A 22514-nucleotide genomic window follows, 5' to 3' on the forward strand; every position below is an offset into this window, starting at 1 on the left:
TGTTCACGCGTTGCTAAGGAGCGATTCCCCAGAATGACATCAATGTCCAGTAATTCCCGTCATATCCGTTCATCAAAAATCTTGTCACGCCCCAAATTCATGTCTCGCCTTGCCGCGACATCGGCTTTGGCTGGCCTGTTGCTGGCACCTATAGCCTGTGCTGCACAATCATCCAGCGATGGCAGCGAATGGGCGCAAGCCCGCGAGTTATTGCAGGATCGCACCAGCGGCACCATAGATGGCGCGCTGGACAAATGGGAAACCCTGCGCGGCTCTGATCGTTATTCCTTTGAAGAATATGCCAGCTTTTTGGTGAATTATCCTGGCTGGCCAGATGAAGGCCGTTTCCGCCGCAATGCGGAACAGGCTATTGATCTGAACAGCTATTCACCCTCACGCGTATTGGCCTTTTTCGAGCGCTTTGAGCCGACAACCAATACTGGCCGCGCTCGCTATGCCATTGCCTTGCATAGCATTGGCCAGTTTGAAGATGCTCGCCGCGTTGCCAAACAAGCATGGCGTGGCGGCACCATGACGGAAAATGACGAACTGCGCCTTGTCGGCCTTTTCTCCAATGATTTCACCATTGAAGACCATGATGCGCGTATGGATGCGCTGCTATGGGCCAATGCGTCTTTGGGCGCAGAGCGACAGCTCACTTTCACATCGGATAATTTGCGGCCAATTTTTGCTGCGCGCCTTGGCTTGTTAAAGCAGCAAGCCGTTGACCATGCCGCACTGCCCGATAGTGCGCGGCAAGATCCCGGATATATGGGCAGCTATGCACTATGGCTGCGTAACAACGGCAATTCCATTACCGCGCGCAACCTGCTGGCCAATCGGGCACCTTTGGCGCATTATCCGGGTGATCCTGAAGAATGGTATGAAGCATTATTGGTCAATGCGCGTGCCGCCGCCAATGATAGCCAATGGACATTGGCGTATGACATAGCCTCCAAAGTTGATGATGCCTTTCCAGAAGGCACCGATATCAGCATGGAAACGCTGGGCGTGCGCGATGATTATACATCGCTGACATGGCTTGCCGGCACCACGGCCCTTTGGGAGATGCGCCAGCCTGCAAAGGCCATTGGCATGTTTGCACGCTATGGCATGGGCGCCCGCACACCGCAGTCACGATCTAAAGGCTTTTATTGGGCTGGCCGATCGGCCGATGCTGCTGGTGATGCTGCACAAGCGCAGAAATATTTTGCGCTGGCCGCGGAATATGATGATTATTTCTATGGGCAATTGGCCGCAGAACGGCTGGGCAAAGCCATTGGCCCGTTCGAAACGCGCAGCGCCGATACCATAGACGCCACCACACGCGGACGGTTTAACAGCAATTCACTGGTCGTAGCGACAGAGCGCATTACGCGCCGCACCAGCGATTGGCGCGTTCAAAACCGTTTCTTCCGCGCTATTTCATCAGAAGCCGAAAACGAAGCTGATTACGCTCTGTTGGGCGAATTGGCCAACCGCATTGGCCGCCGTGATCTGGCTGTTATCGCTGGTCAATCGGCCCGTGCCGATGGTTTTGATCGTTTCCAGATGGTCGCCTTCCCGCAAATGCCGGTTCCTGATGGCTATCAGAATAATTGGACGATCATCCACGCTATCACGCGGCAGGAAAGTCAGTTTAGCCAGCGCGCCGTCAGTCATGCCAAAGCACGCGGTCTGATGCAGCTACTCCCCTCCACCGCGCGTGAGCAAGCCGGCAAGATTGGCCTGTCCTACAGCTTCAATTCGCTGACCGAGGATCCGCTTTATAATATCCGCTTAGGCTCCAGCTATTTCAGCCGCTTAATGGATATGTGGGGCGGCTATTATCCGCTTGCCGTCGCCTCTTATAATGCTGGCCCGGGCAATGTACGCAAATGGATCCGCCGCAATGGCGACCCGCGCACTGGCGATATAGACATTCTGCAATGGGTTGAGAAAATTCCGATTTATGAGACCAAAAACTATGTTCAGCGTGTGCTGGAAAACGCCGTAGTCTATGATGTGATGAACCCGCAGCGCGCCAATTATAACGGCCCGAACCGCATCAGCCATTATCTGCGCAAAAACACACCGGGCTAAGGCCCACCCCGCATGGCGGATAAGCCCAACTATATCAGCGCTGCCGGTCTGGCGGCGCTGAAGGCACGATATGAAGCGCTTTTCCATGGTGAGCGGCCCAAGGTTGTTGAGATAGTGAGCTGGGCCGCGGGCAATGGTGATCGCAGCGAAAATGGCGATTATATTTACGGCAAAAAACGCTTGCGGGAGATTGATCGCGAAGTGCGGCATCTCTCCCGCCGCATAAAGGCCGCGGTCGCAATCGACCCTGCTGCACACCCCGATAAAAGCAAAGTCTATTTCGGCGCAACTGTAACGCTGGCTGACGAAGATGATGCAGAGCGCATCGTTACCTTGGTCGGCGATGATGAAGCCCAACCAGATACAGGCCATATAGGCTGGAACTCCCCGCTCGCCAGAGCATTGCGCGGCGCAAAAACCGGCGACCTACGCACAGTCCGCCTGCCCAGCGGCGACAAGGAATGGGAAATTATAGCGATCAGTTATTCACTGTTCTAATGGCTGCCTGAATAGCAGCGCTGAAAACAACTCAATCCTCAACCTCATATCCGAAGGCTTTTTCGGCCAAATGGATAAGCTCAGCATCTGCTTCGGGGAAGGTTGCTGGCACATTGGCTTCTAATTGCTCTGCGATGTGGTTGAGTACGGCTATACGCGCGGGTTTTTTGTTGTTGCCGTCAAACACCGCCCATGGCGCCCATCTGGTGTCCGTTTCTTTGAACATATCATGATAGGCATCCCAATATTCGCCCCGCTTTTCTCGGTTGCGAAAGTCTTCTGCGGTCAGTTTCCAGCGTTTGCTGGGCGTATCAAGACGGTCTGCCAAACGTTTGTCTTGCGACTTTTGTGTGGCGTGCAGGAAGATTTTGATCATCGTCGTGCCGCGATCAACCTGTTGCGATTCAAATTCGTTAATCTCATCATAGCCGCGCCGCCATTCGATTTCGCTGGCATAGCCTTCAATTCGTTCGACCAGCACGCGGCCATACCAGCTGCGGTCAAATACGGCGATATCCCGCTTGCCGGGCAGTTTCTGCCAGAAGCGCCAGAGGAAATGCCGCTCCAGCTCTTCTTTGGTCGGGGCGCCTATAGGGTGCACTGCAAAATAGCGTGGATCCCACTCGGCGGTCATGCGGCGGATAATGCCGCCCTTGCCGGCTGCGTCCCAACCTTCAAAAACCATGATAGCCGTCTTGCCATGTACAATATGGGCAAAATGCGCGCGCGCCAGGCGCTTTTGCGCTGCCTTAAGAGCATCGCCATAATCATCAACAGCCGTGACATCATCAAGCGCCAAACCGCTTTCATAATCTGTAAGATCTATCGCCATGATGCCGATTTACCAGAATATAGCCATTGAGTCGAAGCGCTTAACCATGTTTCTGCGCCTAAGCGGTGCTCTTCCATTTTGACGAACAAAAACACTGCATAGGCAGATGATATTTCGATATAGGAACGATTCTTGCGAAATCTTTAAAGGGCAATTAGCCTGTGCTTGGGCTAAGGGTAAAGCTGCTTGTTTAGGGTGACCTGACAAACAGCAGAAATTGGGGAGCAAATAATGCGTTTGCAAAAATATATTATAGGGGCTGCTGGTCTTTGTTTGATGGCATCTTCAACCATCGCACATGCCGAAATGCTGAAAATATCAGGGTTATTTCCAGCCGAAGACTATGCCATTAACGAAGTGGATAGCATTGCGGTTGAGCCGTTTGAGGGCGAAGAGGGCTTGCGCATGCAAATTGCATTGGAAAAGCGCTTGGAAAGAGCGGAGGTTTATGATGAATCTTATTTCACCATCCAGCCCTACCGTTCTGAATTAACACCAGACGCCACTGTGACAGGTGCTGCCTATAGTCAGATTGACAGATATAATGTGCAGGAATCGCGCGAACGCTGTGTTGAGCGTGATGCCGATAATGACTGTGTGTCGCGCAAGAAAGTGACCGTCGAATGCCTGAAACGGACAATCCGTTTTACTGGCAATGCCATTATTGCGCGGGCAGAGGCAGACCGCGAAGCGTTTCGTAAGCAATTTTCCAGATCAAGGGATGAGGTTGTCTGCGATAGCGATGAAGAATTTGGCAGTGTAGAATCTGCTCTGCAATCCATGGCAAATAAAGTCGCATCCGACATAAGATTTGCATTGGCGCCATATCATCGTGACTATGATGTGCGCATTTTGGAAAGCCGCAAAGGCATGGAAAAAGCGGATAAGAAAATCTTTAAAGCAGCAGTGAAGCTGACCAAAAAAGATGAGTTGGCCGCATGTGATATGTGGCAACAACAGGCTGATAATGGCCTGCAGCAAATCTCATTACAGTTTAACTTGGGCGTTTGCGCAGAAAAAAGGGTGAATTGGCAAAGGCCATGATGCTGTATGAAGATGCGATATCGCGCTTCGGCACGAAATATGAATTGCGTGAAGCTATAGACCGTGTGGGTGAGCGCCAATTGGCCGACAGCCAGTGGAATGCGCGTCTGGAATATTTTGCACAGTTCATTGATGGCGATGAAGCGCCCGCTGAGACTGCGACAGAAGATGAGGCCGATTCCGCTAGCTAGACAATGGCAATAGCCACTACAGACCCAAATATGCTCTGCAGTGGCTATAAATGATAGGTTAGCCCTGTTTGGGCGGCTCAACGATGCGTATGTTGAGCTCGCGCAGCTGCTTCATATCGACATTGCCCGGCGCGCCCATCATCAGGTCTTCCGCTTTCTGGTTCATCGGGAACAGCACCACTTCGCGGATATTGGGCTCATCAGCCAGCAGCATAACCATACGGTCAACACCCGGCGCGGAGCCACCATGCGGCGGTGCGCCATATTTGAAGGCGTTGATCATACCAGCAAATTCGCGGTCCACATCTTCCTGACTGTAACCGGCAATTTCAAAAGCCTTATACATGATTTCAGGGCGGTGGTTACGAATAGCGCCTGATGACAGCTCCACACCGTTACACACAATATCATATTGCCATGCAAGAATATCCAGCGGATCAGAATTTTCCAGCGCATCCATCTCACCTTGCGGCATAGAGAATGGATTGTGGCTGAAATCAATTTTCTTGGTCTCTTCGTCATATTCGAACATCGGGAAATCGACGATCCAGCAGAATTTGAAGCAACCCTGCTCAATCAGCTCTAGCTGTTCACCAATACGTGTACGCGCAGCACCGGCCAATTTGGCCGCTTCGCTTTCTTTGCCCGCCGCAAAGAACACACCATCATTGCCGCCTAGGCCCAGCTCTTCCAGCAATTTGGCAGTGCCGTCTTCGCCATGGTTTTTGGCAATTGGACCGCCCGGCACGCCGTCACGAATATTGATATAGCCCAGACCGGCAAAGCCTTCGCCGCGCGCCCAATTGTTCATATCATCAAAGAATTTGCGGCTGTTCGCGCCAGCACCCGGAGCGGGTATAGCGCGCACAGTGCCACCGCCAGCGGTAATTTTGTCAAACAACCCAAAGCCAGAGCCTTTGAAGTGCTGGGTAACATCGACAATTTCAATCGGGTTACGCAGATCAGGCTTGTCACTGCCATATTTCAGCATTGCCTCTTTATAAGGAATGCGCGGAAATTCGCCTGATGGTGTAACGGTTTTGCCATTGGCAAATTCCTCGAACACACCGGCCAAGACAGGTTCCAGCGCGTTGAACACATCTTCCTGCGTGACAAAGCTCATTTCCAAATCGAGCTGGTAAAATTCACCGGGCGAACGGTCTGCACGGGCATCTTCGTCACGGAAACATGGCGCAATCTGGAAATAACGATCAAAGCCGGCAACCATCAGAAGCTGTTTGAACATTTGCGGTGCTTGCGGCAGCGCATAGAATTTTCCGGGATGGACACGGCTTGGCACCAGATAGTCGCGCGCGCCCTCTGGTGATGATGCGGTCAATATGGGTGTCTGAAATTCGGTAAAGCCTTGATCGACCATACGCTGGCGCAGCGAGGTAATAACCGCTGAACGCAGCATGACATTGTTGTGCAGTCGCTCACGCCGCAGATCGAGAAAGCGGTAACGCAGGCGGATATCTTCAGGATATTCCTGCTCACCCGCCACTGGCATCGGCAATTCTTCTGCGGCTGATTGCACAACAACGTCGCGGGCAACCACCTCAATCTCACCAGTTGGCAAATTGCCATTCACAGTGTCAGCAGAACGCGCCAGCACTTCACCAGTCACGGTTACAACGCTTTCGCTACGCAGACTATCGAGCTGAGCAAAGCAGGGATTATCCGTATCCGCCACAATCTGTGTGATACCATGATGATCGCGCAAATCGACGAACAGAACGCCGCCATGGTCACGTGTGCGGTGTATCCATCCAGACAGGCGGACGGTCTCTCCAACATGCGCTTTGCGCAGTTCAGAACAAACATGGGTACGATAGCTGTGCATAAAATTCATCCCGGGAATAAGCTATTTGGGCAACAAGGCGGCCTAGACAGCCAAATTGCGTGTTTTGTTTAGCGCCTAACACAGTGCGCACTATCATTTGTCAAGTCACCTGCGCATCATTAAGGGTGATTGTTATGGAAATACACCCTCTGATCCGTGATACGGATAGTCTTACCGCTTTATGTGAGCGATTTCGTGATGCTGATTTTGTCACGGTCGATACCGAATTTATGCGGGAAAATACCTATTGGCCGATTTTGTGCCTCGTGCAGATTTCAGATGGAGAGGTTGCAGCCGCCATTGACCCCTTGGCGGATGATATTGATCTGACCCCGCTTCTGGAACTGATGACTGACAATCATGATGTGTTGAAAGTCTTTCACGCAGGGGGGCAAGACCTTGAGATTATCTTCAACCTAACCGGCAAAACGCCCTTCCCGCTTTTTGATACGCAAATTGCAGCCATGGCATTGGGTCAGGCTGAACAGATTGGATATGCCAATCTGGTTGAGCAATGGCTGGGCATCCGCATCGATAAGGGTGCGCGATTTACCGATTGGTCACGGCGGCCTTTGGACAAGCGCCAAATTGATTATGCTATTGGCGATGTCACCCATTTGTCAGAAATTTTCCCCAAAATGCTCGACAAACTGCGCGATACAGGTCGCGGTTCATGGTTGAACCATGAGATGGAAAAGCTCGGCAATGTCGCGCAATATTCCAATGATCCCAATCTCATGTGGCGCAAAATTCGCGCTCAAGGGCGCAATGCCCATGTCTTGGGACGGCTCAAAGCTCTGGCCGCTTGGCGTGAACAGGAAGCGCAAAACAAAAACCTGCCGCGCGGACGCATAGCGAAAGACGAAACATTGTCGGACATCGCAGCACACCCACCCAAAAAACAGGCTGACCTGCCCAAAATTCGCGGCCTTTCTACCAATTGGAAAAGTAACGATATTGGCGCTCGCTTAATGGATACACTTGCGGCTGCAGAAGCTTTGCCCACGGACGAAATGCCACCGCGCAACAAACGCGGCCCTGGTCTGGGCAAAGAAGGTGCGCTGGTCACTGATCTGCTGAAACTGATGCTAAAAGTACGATCTCGCGAGATTGATGTCGCATCACGCTTAATTGCAAAGGCTGATGATCTGGAAAAGCTGGCGGCTGGCGAACGGGAGAATCTGGAACTGCTGGAAGGTTGGCGATTCGAGCAATTTGGCAAAGACGCGCTGGATCTGGTGGAAGGACGTGTCGCCTTTACAGTGTGCGATGGGCGTTTGGAAATCACGCACTCAAAAGATGATTGTGAACCATCTGTAGATGGTGGCGATAATGCCTCTCATGAAAAAGCCGAGCCTGACGCTGCTCAGCATGTACAACCCACTCCCGAAAATCAGGCTGATAATCCAGAATGAGCAGTTTTTTACCGACATTGAAGCAATTGCAATATCTGGTTGCGCTGAAAGAGCATGGCCATTTCGGCAAAGCGGCAGAAAGCTGTTTTGTTACGCAGTCAACACTTTCTGCTGGCCTTCGCGAGCTGGAAACTCTGCTGGATTGCAATCTGGTTGAGCGGACGCGGCGCGTTGTGCGTTTTACGCCGCTGGGTGATGCCATTGTCGAAAGAGCCTATACTTTGCTCAGAGAAGCGGAAGAGCTGAGCGCGCTTGCCAAAGCATCTGGGCAGCCCTTGGTGGGGGAAATGCGGATGAGCGTCATTCCGACAGTCGCACCATTTCTGTTGCCCCATTTGCTTCCCCAATTGCGCCGCGAGAAGCCCGAATTAAAGCTCTATCTGCGTGAAGAGATTAGCAGCGCAGCCTGTGAATCCCTGCATCATGGTCAGGCAGATTGCATATTGCTGGCTATGCCTTTTGCCTGTGGAGAAGTTGAACATGCAACATTGTTTAGTGACAGCTTTCATGTTGCCTTCCCTGCTGACAATCCGATTGATCCGCCTGACCAAATTGATCCGGCATGGCTGGATGAAACGCAATTGCTATTGCTTGAAGACGGACATTGTCTGAAAGACCATGTGCTCTCTGCCTGCAACCGGCCCGAACTCAGCGCCAGTGCGACCATGATCGGTACATCGCTGCACACCCTGGTACAAATGGTCGATAATCGCCTGGGCATGACATTGTTGCCCGACATGGCGATCAAAAGCGGCATTTTATCAGGGACGAATATCATCACTCGCCCATTGCATTCCGATCAGGGGTCGCGGGAGATATGTTTGGCATGGCGCAAGAACAGTCCGCGCAAAGAGGAATTTCATATGTTGGCGGATATTTTACAGCGTGGTTGGGAAGCCGCGGCCTGAACAGAAGATCAGAGGCTAACCACAGCATTCAACAGAACTATCAGTCCATATGCTTTAGGCCGACCCGCAGATAATCCCAACCGGTTATTAACGTCAATATGGCCGCTAACCACAGACTTATCAGCCCGACCAATAATGGCAGGTTATAAACTGCTGAGGCAATCATGATATTCCAGTCAGGCAAACCGCCGGCCAGAATCAGTGATCCGAGGGAAATCATCTGGAAGGTTGTCTTCCATTTGGCCAATTGAGTCACCGGAACAGAAACCTGCAATCCTGCAAGAAATTCTCGCAAGCCAGACACCGTCAACTCGCGCAACAAAATCACAATGGCTGCCAAAAGATGCTGATCGGTAATCATACCTTTACCGCACAGAATAAGAATGACCGCAGCCACCATAATCTTGTCAGCAATGGGGTCGAGAAATACACCCAATTTTGACACTGCACCTTGCGCGCGTGCTAAATAGCCATCAAAATAATCGGTTATCCCCATCAGGCAATAAAGCCCAAAGCCCAGAAGATAACCCAGCCGCCACTCCGGCCACCATAGCAAAGCGATAAGAAACGGCACTGTGACTATTCGCGATAGCGTCAGAAGATTGGGTAAGTTCAGCATAGATATCCATTTGCCCGGCAACCATTCAGCCGCAGCGCTCCCCATGCCATAAGCGGCTGTGCCAAAATTGCAATCATCGCTTGGCGCTTTGCCATGTTTTGTATATTGCCTAAGCCTCTATCAACTATAAGGCGCAACCTGCCGCATGTCATCTGCTCTACCGCTCTTGAACAAAAGGCGTTTCTGGCCTTTATTTGTAACCCAATTGCTAGGAGCATTTAACGACAATTTGTTCAAATTCTCCATGATAATTCTGGTGACCTATGGAATTTTGAAAGATCCCGCGCAGGAGTTTCAATTTAACGCGCTGGCATCCGGCATCTTTATTTTGCCCTTTTTCGTCTGTTCAGCTTTGGCTGGTCAATTGGCCGATAATTATGACAAAGCCAAAATCATCCGTCATGTCAAAACAGCAGAGATTGGGATAGCCATTATCGGTGCGGTTGGTCTTTATTTCGGCTCGATCCCCATCATGCTGCTCGCGCTCTTCCTGCTGGGCCTGCAATCGACATTTTTTGGTCCGATAAAATATGCCATCTTGCCGCAGCATCTGAAAAAAGATGAAGTGCTGGCCGGAACCGGTTTGGTTGAAGCGGGGACTTATATTGCCATTTTAGCTGGCACGATATTGGGCGGCGTGATTATCAACCGTGGCGGCGAAGGAGTAGAACTGGCTGCAGCAATGGTTCTTATAGTCGCGATCATCGGGTGGATTACCGGCCGCTTTGTGCCTGATGCACCAGCGCAAAAGACATTTGAGAAGATCGATTTCAATATTTTCACATCGTCTTGGCGCCTGATCCGCGATACGATGCACGTCCGCCGACTGTTTTTGGCGATCATCGCTATTAGCTTTTTCTGGACCATTGGCGCAGTGCTGATCATTCAGTTTGTGCCATTGGTGAAAAACTTTCTTACAGCCACGCCCAGTGTAGTCAGCCTTTTTCTTGCTGTTTTTTCCATTGGTATTGCGGTTGGCTCTGTTATCATCAATCGCTTACTTAAAAGCAAAGTTTCCGCGCGTTATGCACCAATAAGCGTTATCATGATGGGAGGCTTTGTCGTGGCGCTTTATATTGTATGCGCACGATGGGACGGTTTGCCAGCGCCGCAGCTATACGATTTTAGCAGCTTTATCAGCTATAAAGGCGCGTGGTTACTTTTGACTACATTGGCCGGCGTCGCCATAACCGGCGGCATGTTCGTGGTTCCGCTCTATGCCTTTTTGACCACGACCGTCGATATTAGCAGAACCGCAAGAACGATAGCGGCCAATAATGTCGTTAACTCCGGCTGTATGGTTATCGGTTCACTGCTTGCTATTATGTTGAGCCTGCTCGGCTTCTCTGCTCTAGACCAGCTATTGCTTGTCGCCTTTATGTGCCTTGTTGCTGCCTATCTTGGTTGGCTGCTACACAAGGCTTGTGAAGAATATGACAGAAACGGTGAAGACGAGTCGTCAACACCCGACATATTCTCCTAACCGCTGGTAGTGTTCACCAGATAAACAGGCTTATGCCCATAAAGAATGTCAGGAAGCTGAGGACAAACATTCTGATGTCGTCCTGAATTGTCGTATGCGACGTGATTTCCGGTTCGATATTGACCGCCAATGCTGAAATAGGCAGGCTGGCGCGGAAAGAATGCCCCCCTTCATAGGTTCCCATGGACCGCGGCAATAGCCTATTTTCGCCGAAAGATCGCGGGGCCCTAATATGTTGGCCATGGGTATATCGAACAGAGGACATAACCTCTTATTAGGGAAATCTTTACCAATTAGGCTAGTGTTAAAGAAGGTTAACAAAGCGTTTGTCTCTGTATGGAACAGGATAGGCGGCATTGCTTCATAAGAAAAATGCGGACAAGCTATTTCTGCGTGTCCTTAAGAGACATTTCACCTATCAGCAGAAACAGGCAAACAGTTCACAACAGGTTAGAAATTGTCTTTCGCAGAGCGTATCGCGGCGAATGTCGCAACCGCATCGCCTTCATGCCCCATCTTTGCCTGAAGCACACTATCATCGGCGCGCAAGAACGGGTTTGTGTCCAACTCGCGTGCCAAGACCGTCGGAACTGTGGGCTTACCCTGTTCGCGTTGTTCATCAATAAACTGCACATAATTTTTGAGTGCATCATTGCCGCTATCAATATGTTCGGCAAAGCGTGCATTGGCCTGACTATATTCATGGGCGCAATATAATGTGGTATTGTTGGGCAAGGCTCTTAAGCGCAGCATGGTGGACCACATCATATCGGGCGTGCCTTCAAACATCCGGCCACAGCCCAATGCGAAAATACTATCACCAACAAACGCGATTCCCGCATCAGGGATATGAAAAGCAATATGGCCCATTGTATGGCCCGACACATCGATCACATGCACCTTATGTCCAGCAAAGTCGAACTCTGTGCCTGCTTCTATTTGGCGGTCATAACAGGCGATTTTGTCACCCTCACCCTTCGGCGCGATTATATTGCAACCAGAAGCATCTTTTATCGCCTGATTGCCGCCAGCATGGTCTGGATGCCAATGTGTGTTCCAAATCTGGGTGATGGTCCAACCCTTTGCAGCAGCCTCAGCCAAATAAACCGATGCATCAGGTGTATCAATCGCAACAGTCTCACCGCTAGCCTCATCATGGAGGAGGAAACCGTAATTGTCTGATAGACAAGGAAATTGATGTACAATGATCGCCACAATATAGTCCTTTTATTCGGGAGATATTCCAAAAAGCATTAAGTGTTCTTATGCACGAACATCTGCGCTTACAAGGCGAACTTATACAATAGCCACCCGCAAATCAGAACTCATATCATGCAAAGCAATGATTTCTTGCTTGGCAAAAGCCTGACGACCAAATAAGCCGCGCTCATCCAAAAAAGGTTCCAGATTCATTATGACCACCCTGACGCATTTACAACGGCTAGAGGCCGAAGCGATCCACATCATGCGTGAAGTCGTTGCAGAAACCGAAAAACCGGTGATGCTTTACTCTGTAGGCAAAGACAGCTCTGTAATGCTGCACATTGCTCGTAAAGCCTTTTACCCTGCCCCACCGCCTTTTCCATTCTTGCACATTGCATCGGGTTGGGATTTTCAGGCGTTGCTGGACCATCGGGACCGCACAGCGAAAGAATATGATCTGGAATTGCTGGTTGAGCATAATGATGATGGCGCAGCGGCGGGCATCAACCCGTTTGACACTGGCTCCTCTCTCTATTCACAAACCATGCTGACTGACCCGCTTAAAGCCGCACTGACCCGTTATGGCTTTGATGCAGCCTTTGGTGGCGGCCGCCGTGATGAAGAAAAAGCCCGCGCCAAGGAACGTATTTTCAGCTTCCGCTCAGCCAGCCACCGCTGGGACCCTAAAAACCAGCGCCCAGAGCTTTGGAAGCTATATAATGCCCGCAAAAACAAGGGCGAGAGCATCCGTATATTCCCACTTTCCAACTGGACGGAGCTGGACATCTGGCAATATATATTGCTCGAAAATATTGATATTGTGCCACTTTATTATTCTGCGCCCCGCCCAACGGTTGAGCGCGATGGTCAATTGCTGGTTATCGATGATGACCGCTTCCGCTTGGAAGATGGCGAACACCCCGTCGAGCGTTCAGTACGCTTCCGCACATTGGGCTGTTACCCGCTCACCGGCGCAACAGAAAGCGAGGCCGATGATCTGCCCGCCATTATTCAGGAAATGTTGCTCGCCACCAGTTCGGAGCGTCAGGGCCGCGCAATTGATAAGGGGCAAGGCGCATCTATGGAAGCGAAGAAGCAGGAGGGGTATTTCTGATGACCGACACGCCAACAGTTTACCGCCCAGAAGCATTGGTCGCTGATGACATTGATGCCTATCTGGACACCCACCAGCATAAGAGCATGCTGCGCTTCATCACTTGCGGCAGCGTGGATGACGGCAAATCGACACTGATTGGCCGCTTGCTCTATGACAGCAAGATGATCTTTGAAGATCAATTGGCCGCATTGGAAAATGACAGCAAAGTTTCAGGCACTCAAGGTGACGCAATCGACTTTGCCTTGCTGGTTGATGGTCTGGCCGCCGAACGCGAACAGGGCATCACCATTGATGTTGCCTATCGCTTTTTCGCGACGGAAAAGCGCAAATTCATCGTCGCGGATACCCCGGGGCATGAGCAATATACCCGTAACATGGCTACAGGCGCGTCCACCGCTGATCTGGCGGTCATTCTGATTGATGCGCGCAAAGGCGTGCTGACCCAGACGCGGCGTCATAGTTATCTGGCCCATTTGTTGGGCATTCGGCATATTGTTTTGGCGGTCAATAAGATGGATCTTATCGGCTATGATCAGGCGCAATATGATGCGATCGTTGCCGATTATACCGCCTTTGCCAACAGCATTGGTATCGAAGAATTTACGGCTGTGCCTATTTCGGGATTGGCCGGTGACAATATCGCCAGCAAAAGCAGCGATACGCCATGGTATGATGGCCCGACATTGATTGAACATCTGGAAACGGTTGAGATCAGCGTTGATGCCCGTCAGCAAGGCGCATTTCGTATGCCGGTGCAATGGGTAAACCGCCCCAATCTGGATTTTCGCGGCTTTGCTGGACAGATTGCCAGCGGCACGGTGAAACCCGGCGATAAGGTGCGCATTTTACCATCAGGAAAGACCGCCACTATTGGCCGTATTGTCACTTTTGATGGCGATTTGGATCAGGCTGTTGCTGGCCAATCGGTCACGCTGACATTCAATGAAGAGGTCGATTGCTCGCATGGTGATGTTATCGCCGCTGCCGACAATCCATCAGGCACTGCTGACCAGTTTGAAACATCTATTGTGTGGATGGACGAAGCGCCGCTGCTACCTGGCCGCGCCTATGTTATGAAATTGGGAACACAAACCGTTTCCGCCACTGTGGCAACGCCCAAATATCAGGTCAATGTTAACACCATGGAGCAGATGGCGGCCAAATCGCTGGAGCTGAACAGCATCGGCGTTGCAGAAATTACCACTGATCGGCGTATCGCTTTTGAGCCTTATAATGATAGCATGAATGGCGGGCGTGATCTGGGCGGTTTCATTCTGGTGGATAAGCTGACCAACGCCACAGTTGCAGCGGGCATGATAAATTTTGCCTTGCGCCGCAGCCAGAATGTCCATTGGCAAAATGTCGATATCACGCGTGAGGCACATGCTGCACAAAAGAACCAACGGCCGCGTTTGCTATGGTTTACCGGCCTGTCTGGCTCTGGCAAATCCACCATTGCCAATTTGGTGGAAAAACGCCTGCATGCTGAAGGTAAACACAGCTTCTTGCTTGATGGCGACAATGTGCGTCACGGTCTGAACAAAGATTTGGGCTTCACGGATACCGACCGGGTAGAGAATATCCGCCGGATCAGCGAAGTCGCCAAATTGATGACCGATGCCGGATTGATCGTCCTAACAGCCTTTATCTCGCCTTTCCGTGCCGAACGGAAAATTGCCCGCGACCTTATGGCCGATGGTGAGTTTTTTGAGATTCATGTCGATACGCCGCTCTCTGTTGCGGAAGAGCGCGATGTCAAAGGTCTCTATAAAAAGGCGCGATCAGGTGAATTGCAAAACTTCACTGGCATAGACAGCCCGTATGAAGCACCGGAAAATCCGGAAATTCATATAGATACGACCGCTATGAGCGCTGACGAAGCTGCGGAAATGATTGTTGACCACATTTTGGGCAATGGAGCCGCACAGTAATGAGCGAGAGCAACATTTCAGCCCTTCCCGGCCCTGCCGCGGCATTGACCAGCGAACATTTGGCACGGATTGCCTTTGAAGCCGGGCAGATTATCATGCCCTATTTCTTAGGCGAATGCGAAGTAAGCGAGAAGGAAGATTCCTCCCCGGTTACGCAAGCGGATCAGGATGCCGAAGCGCTGATATTGCGGGAACTGAAAGCGCTATGCCCTGCTTTGCCGGTTTTGGCAGAAGAAGAGGTTGCTGCAGGGCGCATACCCGATTTAGGCAATGTGTTTGCTTGTGTCGATCCTCTTGATGGCACCCGCGAATTTGTGGGCAAGCGCAAGGACTTTACGGTCAATATCGGCATTATCGCGCATGGCAAAACGGTGGGCGGCGTCATTTACGCTCCGGCACATGGAACCCTATATGTCGCGCATCCAGAAGCTGCGCCATGGAAGGCCGTGCTGCCCTATGATGCTATTTGGGCAATACCTACAGAGCGTGAAACACTCTCCACACGGCCACGCGCAGACAAGCTGGTCGCCATCGCATCACGTTCGCATCGTACAGCTGAGACCGATGCCATATTGGATGATTATGATGCTGCGGAAATTATTTCTGCTGGATCATCATTGAAATTCTGTCTGGTGGCAGAGGGCAAAGCCGACTTTTATCCGCGCATGGGAAGAACGATGGAGTGGGACACCTCTGCTGGTCAGGCCATTGTCGAAGCCGCTGGCGGACGCGTTACGCTGGAAGATGGCAAAACCCCTTTGGCATATCAGAAAGCGGGACGCGGCTATGATAACCCGCATTTTCTGGTCACTGGGTGGTAATCTGAACCTATCCTAATTTGACCGCAGATTTGTGCCCGTCTTCACCCTCTCCTTCACGGAAAGGACAGCCTAGCCATTATCTATAAAATTAAGGCATGGTGCAAAGCCGGTCATTGAACCTTTGCCAAAACAGGCGTACATGGCGTGCATGGCAAAAGAGCAATTTATTTCCTTCACCTGGGATGATCCCTTCCTCCTAGAAGATCAGCTAACCGAGGATGAACGACTCATCCGCGACAGTGCGCAGGGCTTTGCACAAAATGTTTTGCAGCCGCGTGTTATTGACGCCTTTCGCGAAGAAATTGACGCGCCTGAGTTGTTCCCAATGATGGGGGAAGCAGGCCTACTTGGCGTAACTTTATCTGAAGATTATGGCGGCGCGGCGGCATCTTATGTCGCTTATGGGCTGGTTGCCCGCGAAGTGGAGCGCGTTGATAGTGGCTATCGCTCCATGATGTCGGTGCAAAGCTCTTTGGTCATTCACCCAATTAATGCCTTTGGCAGCGACGCACAGAAGCAGAAATATCTGCCCGGCCTGACCGCAGGCACGTTGATTGGCTGTTTTGGTTTAACCGAACCTGATGCTGGATCAGACCCTGCGGGTATGAAAACCACGGCGAAGAAAATAGATGGCGGCTATCTGCTGTCAGGCAGCAAGACCTGGATTTCTAACGCGCCTTTTGCGGATATATTTGTCATCTGGGCCAAATCCGAGGAACATGGCGGTGCCATTCGCGGTTTCATTCTTGAAAAAGGCATGAAAGGGCTCTCCGCCCCCAAAATTGGCGGCAAATTGTCCTTACGCGCATCGACAACCGGTATGATCCAGATGGACGATGTCGAGGTGAGTGACGCGCAACTATTGCCAGAGGTGCAGGGCCTGAAAGGTCCGTTTAGCTGTTTGAACAGAGCCCGTTACGGCATCAGTTGGGGCAGCATGGGCGCCGCAGAATTTTGCTGGCACGCTGCACGCCAATATGGGTTGGATCGCAAGCAATTTGACCGTCCTTTGGCCGCGACACAATTATATCAGAAGAAACTGGCCGATATGCAGACCGATATTGCACTTGGTCTTCAAGCATCTTTGCGCGTTGGTCGGCTGATGGATGAAGGCCGTTTTGCGCCAGAGATGATTTCCATCGTTAAGCGCAATAATTGCGGCAAAGCGCTGGATATAGCGCGCATGGCGCGTGATATGCATGGCGGCAATGGTATATCAGAGGAGTATCAGGTGATGCGCCATATGGTGAATCTGGAAACGGTAAACACTTATGAAGGCGCGCATGATGTTCACGCCCTTATATTAGGGCGCGCGCAAACCGGCATACAGGCATTTTTCTAGCAATAGCCGCATCGGCTTATTCGGCCGGTGCCAAAGCTCCGTTCATCATAAACCCTGCATTCTCTTTGCTTTTTGTCTCTGAGAAATAGGTCTCAAGATTTTCGAGAAATTCAGCGCCATGTGAAGTTGGCACGATGAATATGTTGCGACCATCAGTTTCATCCGGCTGACGCAGCAAAAAGCCAAGGGTGGACAATTTATCCAAAGCGCGGGTGATAACCGGTTTGGACACATTCAATTCTTGCGCCAAGCCTCGCACAGTGTGGGGACCACTTTCGTAAAGCACGATCATTAAAACAGCCAATTGCCTGTTTGTAAGATCTGGCTCAGATGCTCTCACATAATTGACAACACCATTCATCCATTTCGTTACATTGCTAGTCTTCATCATACACCTTTGCGACCTCCACTAAGGAGTTCGCGGCAAGCTATAAGATGGTTACACTATAGTATCTTTTTTCGTGTAAAGGTTTTACAGTTATTGTGACCAGATCAATGATGCGCAGAATGGTCCAATAATATTAACCAAAGCGCGCTTTTATATAGTGCCAAGACGCCCGCAGGCCCAAGGCTTCGCCACCAGCAGCTTGACCAGGGCGCGGCGTTGGTCGCCATGCAAAAGTATCAAAATGAAACCAGTCACCCTCAGTCGGCGCAAAGCGCTTCAAGAATAAGGCCGCCGTTACACTGCCGGCAAAGGCTCCACCAATATTATTGGTGTCAGCAATCGGGCTTTTCAGCATCTCTTCATAAGGCTGCCAAAGCGGCATATGCCAGACCGGATCATGAACATCTTGCGACAGATCGGCAAAATTGCGTCCTATCTTATCATCGCTGCAAAACATTGCTGGTAAATCAGGACCAAGCGCAATTCGCGCAGCGCCTGTCAATGTCGCAAAATCAATCATGAGATCAGGTTCGCTTTCATCTGCCTTTGTAAAGGCATCGGCCAAGACCAACCTGCCCTCTGCATCAGTATTGCCAATTTCGACAGTATCGCCTTTGCGGCTCTTAATAATATCGCCCGGACGGAAGCTATTGCCTGCAATCGCATTCTCGACCGCTGGGATAAGCATATGCAGCCTGACAGGCAGTTTATTTCGCATAACCAGAGATGCGAGCGCCAAGGCATGAGCTGCGCCGCCCATATCCTTTTTCATCAATCGCATACCGGTTGCGCTCTTAACGTCCAGGCCGCCACTATCAAAGCACACACCTTTGCCGATAATCGCCAAACGAGGATGATCTTCATTGCCCCAATGCAGTTCAATAAGACGCGGCGCGTGATGGCGGCTTGCAGCACGGCCGACAGCATGGATCAGCGGATAGCCCTGCTCAAGTACATCACCGCGCACCACTTCCAATTCAGCGCCATATTTTTCCGCCAAAGTTTGCGCTTGGCCTTCCAACGCTTCGGGGCCCATATCTTCTGCCGGAGTGTTGACAAGATCACGCACCAAAGCCGTTGCCTGTGCCTCTATCGCCAAAGCCTCAGCCTCTGGCCATTGGCTGGAGAGCAAGATGCGGGCTTCTTTTTTCTCAGGCGTGCTTTGATAGCGGTCAAAACTGTGTTGGGCCAGACACCAGCCCAATATCGCGGCACCTGCTTTTACATCATCGGATAAGCGATAGGTTCCAGCCGGCAAGTCTTCGGCCAACTTTGCCAAACACCATGGGGTTAGTGCATCGATATCAGCAACGCCTGCAACCACCGACCATTGATCGGCCTTTTCTTCTGGCAGGATGGCGAACTGCCCAGCCTTTGCGGAAAAATTCTGAGCAGCGAGCAAGCTGCGCCAGCGTTCTGGCTGTTCTTTCAACCAATCATCATAACTGGCCATGGTGACCAGAAAGATATTATGGGCGGCTTGCCCTTGTTCGATGGCGATGCATTGCGATAAATCTGTCATGCATCGGGAAATAGGAATTTAAAGCGCTCTATGCAAAGGCCAAATTATTCAGCAGCAACCGCAATTGTATCTTTTTGCGCCAAAGACGCTGTATCAGGGTTGGAAAATACCAATGCGCCATCGTCCAATTCGCCTTCCAACAGCACTTTGCGCTCGAACAAATAGTCTTGTGTTAAACGCCAAGGCATTTCTTCACCCTGTTTCGGCAAAATCTCTTTGGAGCGCTGAACATAGCCAGAGGAAAACCCTTCAAACAATTCCGCTTCCTCCTTAATCGCATCCGGATCAGGCATATATGGCATGACAATCCGCGTTCCGGTTGCTTCCATATGGTTAAGCATACGGCATGTATAACGCGCCACAATATCAACTTTAAGTGTCCATGATGCGTTGAGATAACCGAAGACGATCGTCATATTTGGCACGTTGGAGAACATGCAGCCTTTATAATAAAAGCGATCAGAAAATTCGATTTTCTCTTCATCAACGAAGAACTCAATCTTGCCAGCCATTGCCAGCTTCAGACCCGTCGCGGTCACAATAGTGTCTGCTTCAAGATAATTGCCCGATTTCAACTGAATGCCCTTAGCATCAAAGCGCGCAATATGATCGGTGACAATATCGGCCTTACCCTCTCTCATCGCTGCAAACATATCGCCATCAGGCACCAGACAAAGTCTTTGGTCCCAAGGATTATAAGGCGGTGTAAAGGTTTCGGCATCTGGCTCACGCCCAAGCGCCTTTTTGACTTTTTTCATCAACATAGCCGCCACCTTTTGCGGCTTATTCCGTGCCCTGTTAAAGAACCAGTTTTGCAGCCAGATGTTGCGCTTTCGCACAATGGCATAAGCCCATTCTTCGGGCAGATAGGCGCGTAAAACGGTCGATAAAAGGTCTTTGCGCGGCTGCACAGCATACCAGGTCGGCGTACGCTGTAGCATGGTCACATGCTCGGCATCCGTCATTGACGGCACCAAAGTTACCGCCGTAGCGCCCGAACCAATAACGACTATCTTCTTTCCGCTGCGGTCATAATCTTTGGGCCAGAATTGCGGGTGAATGATGTCGCCAGTAAATTCTTCTCTGCCTTCAAAGACGGGGTTATAACCTTCATCATAATCATAATAACCTGTCCCCATATAGAGGAAATTGGCTTTATATTCTCGAACAGAGCCATCTTTTTGCTGTGCCTTGACGGTCCATAAAGCCTCTTCACTTGACCAATGGGCCGACATAACTTTCTGGCTGAAATGCGCCTTTTCACGCAAGGCATATTTATCAAAAATACGGTGCAGATACTCCATGATGGCAGGACCATCAGCAATCGTCTTTTCATGTGTCCAAGGTTCAAACTCAAAGCCCAATGTGTGCATATCACTGTCAGAGCGTATGCCGGGATATTGGAAGAGATTCCAAGTGCCACCAATATCATCGCGCTGTTCCAGCATTGCAAAACTGCGCTCAGGGCATTTTTGATGAAGATGCACCGCCATACCGATACCGGATATTCCCGCGCCGATAATCAGAACATCGACACTGCTGCTTTCATGGTGGCTCATTATATGCTCTCCGCAATGGCTGCGATTATCCCGCATTGTGTAATAATTGCATTATGGCTTGGGAAAAGAGTGGATGCAATGTCAATTAATCAATCGTTTAAATTTGTAGGTTATAGGTGAAATTTGCCGATTACAGATTCTTTGAAAAATAAATTAAAATTGGAGTAGGTTTATCCGTTTATTTCGACATGGAAAAGATAATTGTAATAAAATATATATCGCTCTGGAGATGGCTATGCCTATGCATATGTAGCCTTTCCAGCATATTTGTAGTTACTAATGCACATGCGCAAACAACGCCGTTCCAATGTACTGGCGATGTTTATCAAGTGCAATCAGGCCAACTTAGGATATTCGATCCTTTATTGTCCAGCTATGTCGATATTGGCCCTGATAATAGTAACTATAACGCCATAGGCTTTAATGTTAGAGACGGTTTGATTTACGGCATGTTCAACACTGATGTCATCCGTGTTGACGCTAATGGCATATTAACGACATTATTCAGCGTTTCGTTCAGTTCTCTTTCAGGAGACGTGGATAATAATAATAATTTATGGGTAAATACAGATAACAATCTATTACAAGTGATTAATCTGGCTACGCAAAGCGTATCCACCGTTACCATGAGTCAGAACAGGCCTGGCGGCGCAGCCGATATGGCATTTGTGGATACAAGCATAGGCTCGCGCATAATAATGGTCGGCCGCACGCAAATGGCTTTAATCGACCCCGTGACAGGGGCAACCACGTCAGCCAATGTAGCAGACCTGCCCAATGAAGGCACGACAGGCGCCATTTGGTCAGACGGTGCCGGACGGGTTTTGCTGTTCAAAAACACAACGGGCAATGTTTATGAACTATTTGACTTTTTAACCTCTAATCCACGCGCCGAATTGGTCGCAACCGGCGTTCCCTCAGGTAATAATGATGGAACGTCATGCAGCACAGCCCCCTTCCCCAATTTACCCCCAATTGCTTTCAATGATGATTTCCGCACACCGTTTAATACGGCCATTACCGCCAATGTGATTACAAATAATGGCAATGGCATGGATAATGATCCGGAAGACTCTGCCATCACAGTAGCCACAAGTCCGGTCAACGATGTACAAAATGGTAGCCTTACTCTTGCTGCGGATGGTAGCTTTACCTATACGCCGGATAATGGTTTTTTTGGCACGGACAGCTTTACCTATCGCATTACCGATGCCTCAGGTTTAAGCGACACTGCGACAGTAACCATCATTGTTGAAAGAGCGATTATTACCGTCGAAAAATCATCTATTGTTTATCAACCCACGGCGCAATTTGGCTATGCCCTGCCACAAAATGAAGTGATTTACGCCATCGTGGTGCGCAATACGGGGACCGGACCAACAGATAGTGACAGCTTGCTCATCGTTGACAGAATGCCTGCAAAACTGGCCTTTTGGAACGATGATATTGATGCTGGCGGCAGTGATGACTTTTCAGGCAACAACCCTATCGGTATCATCGATAATGGCTCTGGCTTGGACTTCGATTTTACGCGCGATGTAAGGTTTTCCGATGCCGTAAATCCGCCCAGCAGTTTTGCCGATTGCAATTACGCCCCGCAATCTGGCTTTGATCCTGCTGTTCGCTATATTTGCTTCAACCCCAAAGGCAATATGAATGCTGGCGGCAGTTCAACCGAATTCATTCTGCATTTCCGGGCACGGATCGAGTGAGATG

General features: G+C 50.4%; 20 protein-coding genes. 12 read left to right on the forward strand and 8 right to left on the reverse strand.

Annotated elements, in window-relative coordinates; translation table 11 throughout:
* Positions 1 to 33 precede the first annotated feature (33 nt).
* Both ACR9YC_RS09305 and greB read left to right on the forward strand, forming a co-directional pair.
* Positions 34 to 2082, forward strand: a complete 2049-nt coding sequence (locus tag ACR9YC_RS09305; protein WP_438726723.1) for a lytic transglycosylase domain-containing protein — start codon at positions 34 to 36, stop codon at positions 2080 to 2082.
* Positions 2083 to 2094: 12 nt separating this feature from the next.
* A complete protein-coding gene (gene greB / locus ACR9YC_RS09310; protein ID WP_438726726.1) occupies positions 2095 to 2580 on the forward strand; it encodes a transcription elongation factor GreB in 486 nt (161 codons plus the stop codon).
* A 31-nt stretch (positions 2581 to 2611) separates the two neighbouring features.
* Here greB and ACR9YC_RS09315 read toward each other — a convergent pair whose 3' ends face one another.
* Positions 2612 to 3412, reverse strand: coding sequence for a polyphosphate kinase 2 family protein (locus ACR9YC_RS09315; protein WP_438726729.1), 801 nt, complete (start codon positions 3410 to 3412; stop codon positions 2612 to 2614).
* Positions 3413 to 3643: 231 nt separating this feature from the next.
* On the opposite strand from ACR9YC_RS09315, the gene ACR9YC_RS09320 reads away from it, so the two are divergent.
* Together ACR9YC_RS09320 and ACR9YC_RS09325 are read left to right on the forward strand one after the other, a co-directional pair.
* Complete coding sequence (locus tag ACR9YC_RS09320) at positions 3644 to 4456, forward strand: hypothetical protein (protein ID WP_438726732.1); 813 nt, start codon at positions 3644 to 3646, stop codon at positions 4454 to 4456.
* A complete protein-coding gene (locus ACR9YC_RS09325) occupies positions 4453 to 4647 on the forward strand; it encodes a hypothetical protein (RefSeq protein WP_438726735.1) in 195 nt (64 codons plus the stop codon). The genes ACR9YC_RS09320 and ACR9YC_RS09325 overlap by 4 nt, the downstream gene beginning before the upstream one ends.
* A gap of 58 nt (positions 4648 to 4705) precedes the next feature.
* Here ACR9YC_RS09325 and aspS read toward each other — a convergent pair whose 3' ends face one another.
* On the reverse strand, positions 4706 to 6490 hold the full coding sequence (aspS, locus tag ACR9YC_RS09330) for an aspartate--tRNA ligase (protein WP_438726738.1): 1785 nt from the start codon (positions 6488 to 6490) through the stop codon (positions 4706 to 4708).
* Between the two features lie 134 nt (positions 6491 to 6624).
* Between aspS and rnd the strand changes: the two genes are divergently transcribed.
* Together rnd and ACR9YC_RS09340 are read left to right on the forward strand one after the other, a co-directional pair.
* On the forward strand, positions 6625 to 7905 hold the full coding sequence (gene rnd, locus ACR9YC_RS09335) for a ribonuclease D (RefSeq protein WP_438726741.1): 1281 nt from the start codon (positions 6625 to 6627) through the stop codon (positions 7903 to 7905).
* Complete coding sequence (locus tag ACR9YC_RS09340; RefSeq protein ID WP_438726744.1) at positions 7902 to 8813, forward strand: hydrogen peroxide-inducible genes activator; 912 nt, start codon at positions 7902 to 7904, stop codon at positions 8811 to 8813. The genes rnd and ACR9YC_RS09340 overlap by 4 nt, the downstream gene beginning before the upstream one ends.
* A 40-nt stretch (positions 8814 to 8853) precedes the next feature.
* On the opposite strand, the gene pgsA is transcribed toward ACR9YC_RS09340, so the two are convergent.
* The gene (pgsA, locus tag ACR9YC_RS09345) at positions 8854 to 9432 is read right to left on the reverse strand and encodes a CDP-diacylglycerol--glycerol-3-phosphate 3-phosphatidyltransferase (RefSeq protein WP_438731737.1); all 579 of its coding nucleotides are present in this window, start codon (positions 9430 to 9432) and stop codon (positions 8854 to 8856) included.
* 145 nt (positions 9433 to 9577) lie between these two features.
* On the opposite strand from pgsA, the gene ACR9YC_RS09350 reads away from it, so the two are divergent.
* Positions 9578 to 10915 carry an MFS transporter gene (locus ACR9YC_RS09350; protein WP_438726747.1) on the forward strand — a complete coding sequence of 446 codons (1338 nt, stop codon included), beginning with the start codon at positions 9578 to 9580 and terminating at the stop codon, positions 10913 to 10915.
* Between the two features lie 13 nt (positions 10916 to 10928).
* Here ACR9YC_RS09350 and ACR9YC_RS09355 read toward each other — a convergent pair whose 3' ends face one another.
* Positions 10929 to 11099 carry a hypothetical protein gene (locus ACR9YC_RS09355; protein ID WP_438726750.1) on the reverse strand — a complete coding sequence of 57 codons (171 nt, stop codon included), beginning with the start codon at positions 11097 to 11099 and terminating at the stop codon, positions 10929 to 10931.
* A gap of 266 nt (positions 11100 to 11365) precedes the next feature.
* Positions 11366 to 12130, reverse strand: coding sequence for a hydroxyacylglutathione hydrolase (gene gloB, locus ACR9YC_RS09360; RefSeq protein WP_438726753.1), 765 nt, complete (start codon positions 12128 to 12130; stop codon positions 11366 to 11368).
* Positions 12131 to 12329: 199 nt separating this feature from the next.
* On the opposite strand from gloB, the gene cysD reads away from it, so the two are divergent.
* The 4 genes from cysD (at position 12330) to ACR9YC_RS09380 (ending at position 17329) form a co-directional block, all read left to right on the forward strand.
* The gene (gene cysD, locus ACR9YC_RS09365) at positions 12330 to 13232 is read left to right on the forward strand and encodes a sulfate adenylyltransferase subunit CysD (RefSeq protein WP_438726757.1); all 903 of its coding nucleotides are present in this window, start codon (positions 12330 to 12332) and stop codon (positions 13230 to 13232) included.
* Positions 13232 to 15166, forward strand: coding sequence for a sulfate adenylyltransferase subunit CysN (cysN, locus tag ACR9YC_RS09370; RefSeq protein ID WP_438726760.1), 1935 nt, complete (start codon positions 13232 to 13234; stop codon positions 15164 to 15166). Before cysD ends, cysN begins: the two co-directional genes overlap by 1 nt.
* Positions 15166 to 15987, forward strand: a complete 822-nt coding sequence (gene cysQ, locus ACR9YC_RS09375) for a 3'(2'),5'-bisphosphate nucleotidase CysQ (RefSeq protein WP_438726763.1) — start codon at positions 15166 to 15168, stop codon at positions 15985 to 15987. Before cysN ends, cysQ begins: the two co-directional genes overlap by 1 nt.
* Before the next feature lie 139 nt (positions 15988 to 16126).
* Positions 16127 to 17329 carry an acyl-CoA dehydrogenase gene (locus tag ACR9YC_RS09380; protein WP_438726766.1) on the forward strand — a complete coding sequence of 401 codons (1203 nt, stop codon included), beginning with the start codon at positions 16127 to 16129 and terminating at the stop codon, positions 17327 to 17329.
* Positions 17330 to 17345: 16 nt separating this feature from the next.
* Here ACR9YC_RS09380 and ACR9YC_RS09385 read toward each other — a convergent pair whose 3' ends face one another.
* From ACR9YC_RS09385 to ACR9YC_RS09395, 3 genes are all read right to left on the reverse strand, one after another.
* A complete protein-coding gene (locus ACR9YC_RS09385) occupies positions 17346 to 17720 on the reverse strand; it encodes a MarR family transcriptional regulator (protein ID WP_438726769.1) in 375 nt (124 codons plus the stop codon).
* Positions 17721 to 17850: 130 nt separating this feature from the next.
* Positions 17851 to 19239, reverse strand: a complete 1389-nt coding sequence (locus ACR9YC_RS09390; protein WP_438726772.1) for a leucyl aminopeptidase family protein — start codon at positions 19237 to 19239, stop codon at positions 17851 to 17853.
* A 44-nt stretch (positions 19240 to 19283) separates the two neighbouring features.
* Positions 19284 to 20798 (reverse strand): flavin-containing monooxygenase, encoded by a 1515-nt coding sequence (locus ACR9YC_RS09395; protein WP_438726775.1) that lies wholly within the window; start codon positions 20796 to 20798, stop codon positions 19284 to 19286.
* Positions 20799 to 21127: 329 nt separating this feature from the next.
* Here ACR9YC_RS09395 and ACR9YC_RS09400 point away from each other — a divergent pair, with 329 nt between their 5' ends.
* On the forward strand, positions 21128 to 22510 hold the full coding sequence (locus ACR9YC_RS09400) for an Ig-like domain-containing protein (RefSeq protein ID WP_438726778.1): 1383 nt from the start codon (positions 21128 to 21130) through the stop codon (positions 22508 to 22510).
* The last annotated feature ends 4 nt before the right edge of the window (positions 22511 to 22514 follow it).

The organism is Parasphingorhabdus sp. DH2-15 (assembly GCF_051668705.1).
GTDB lineage: Bacteria > Pseudomonadota > Alphaproteobacteria > Sphingomonadales > Sphingomonadaceae > Alterisphingorhabdus.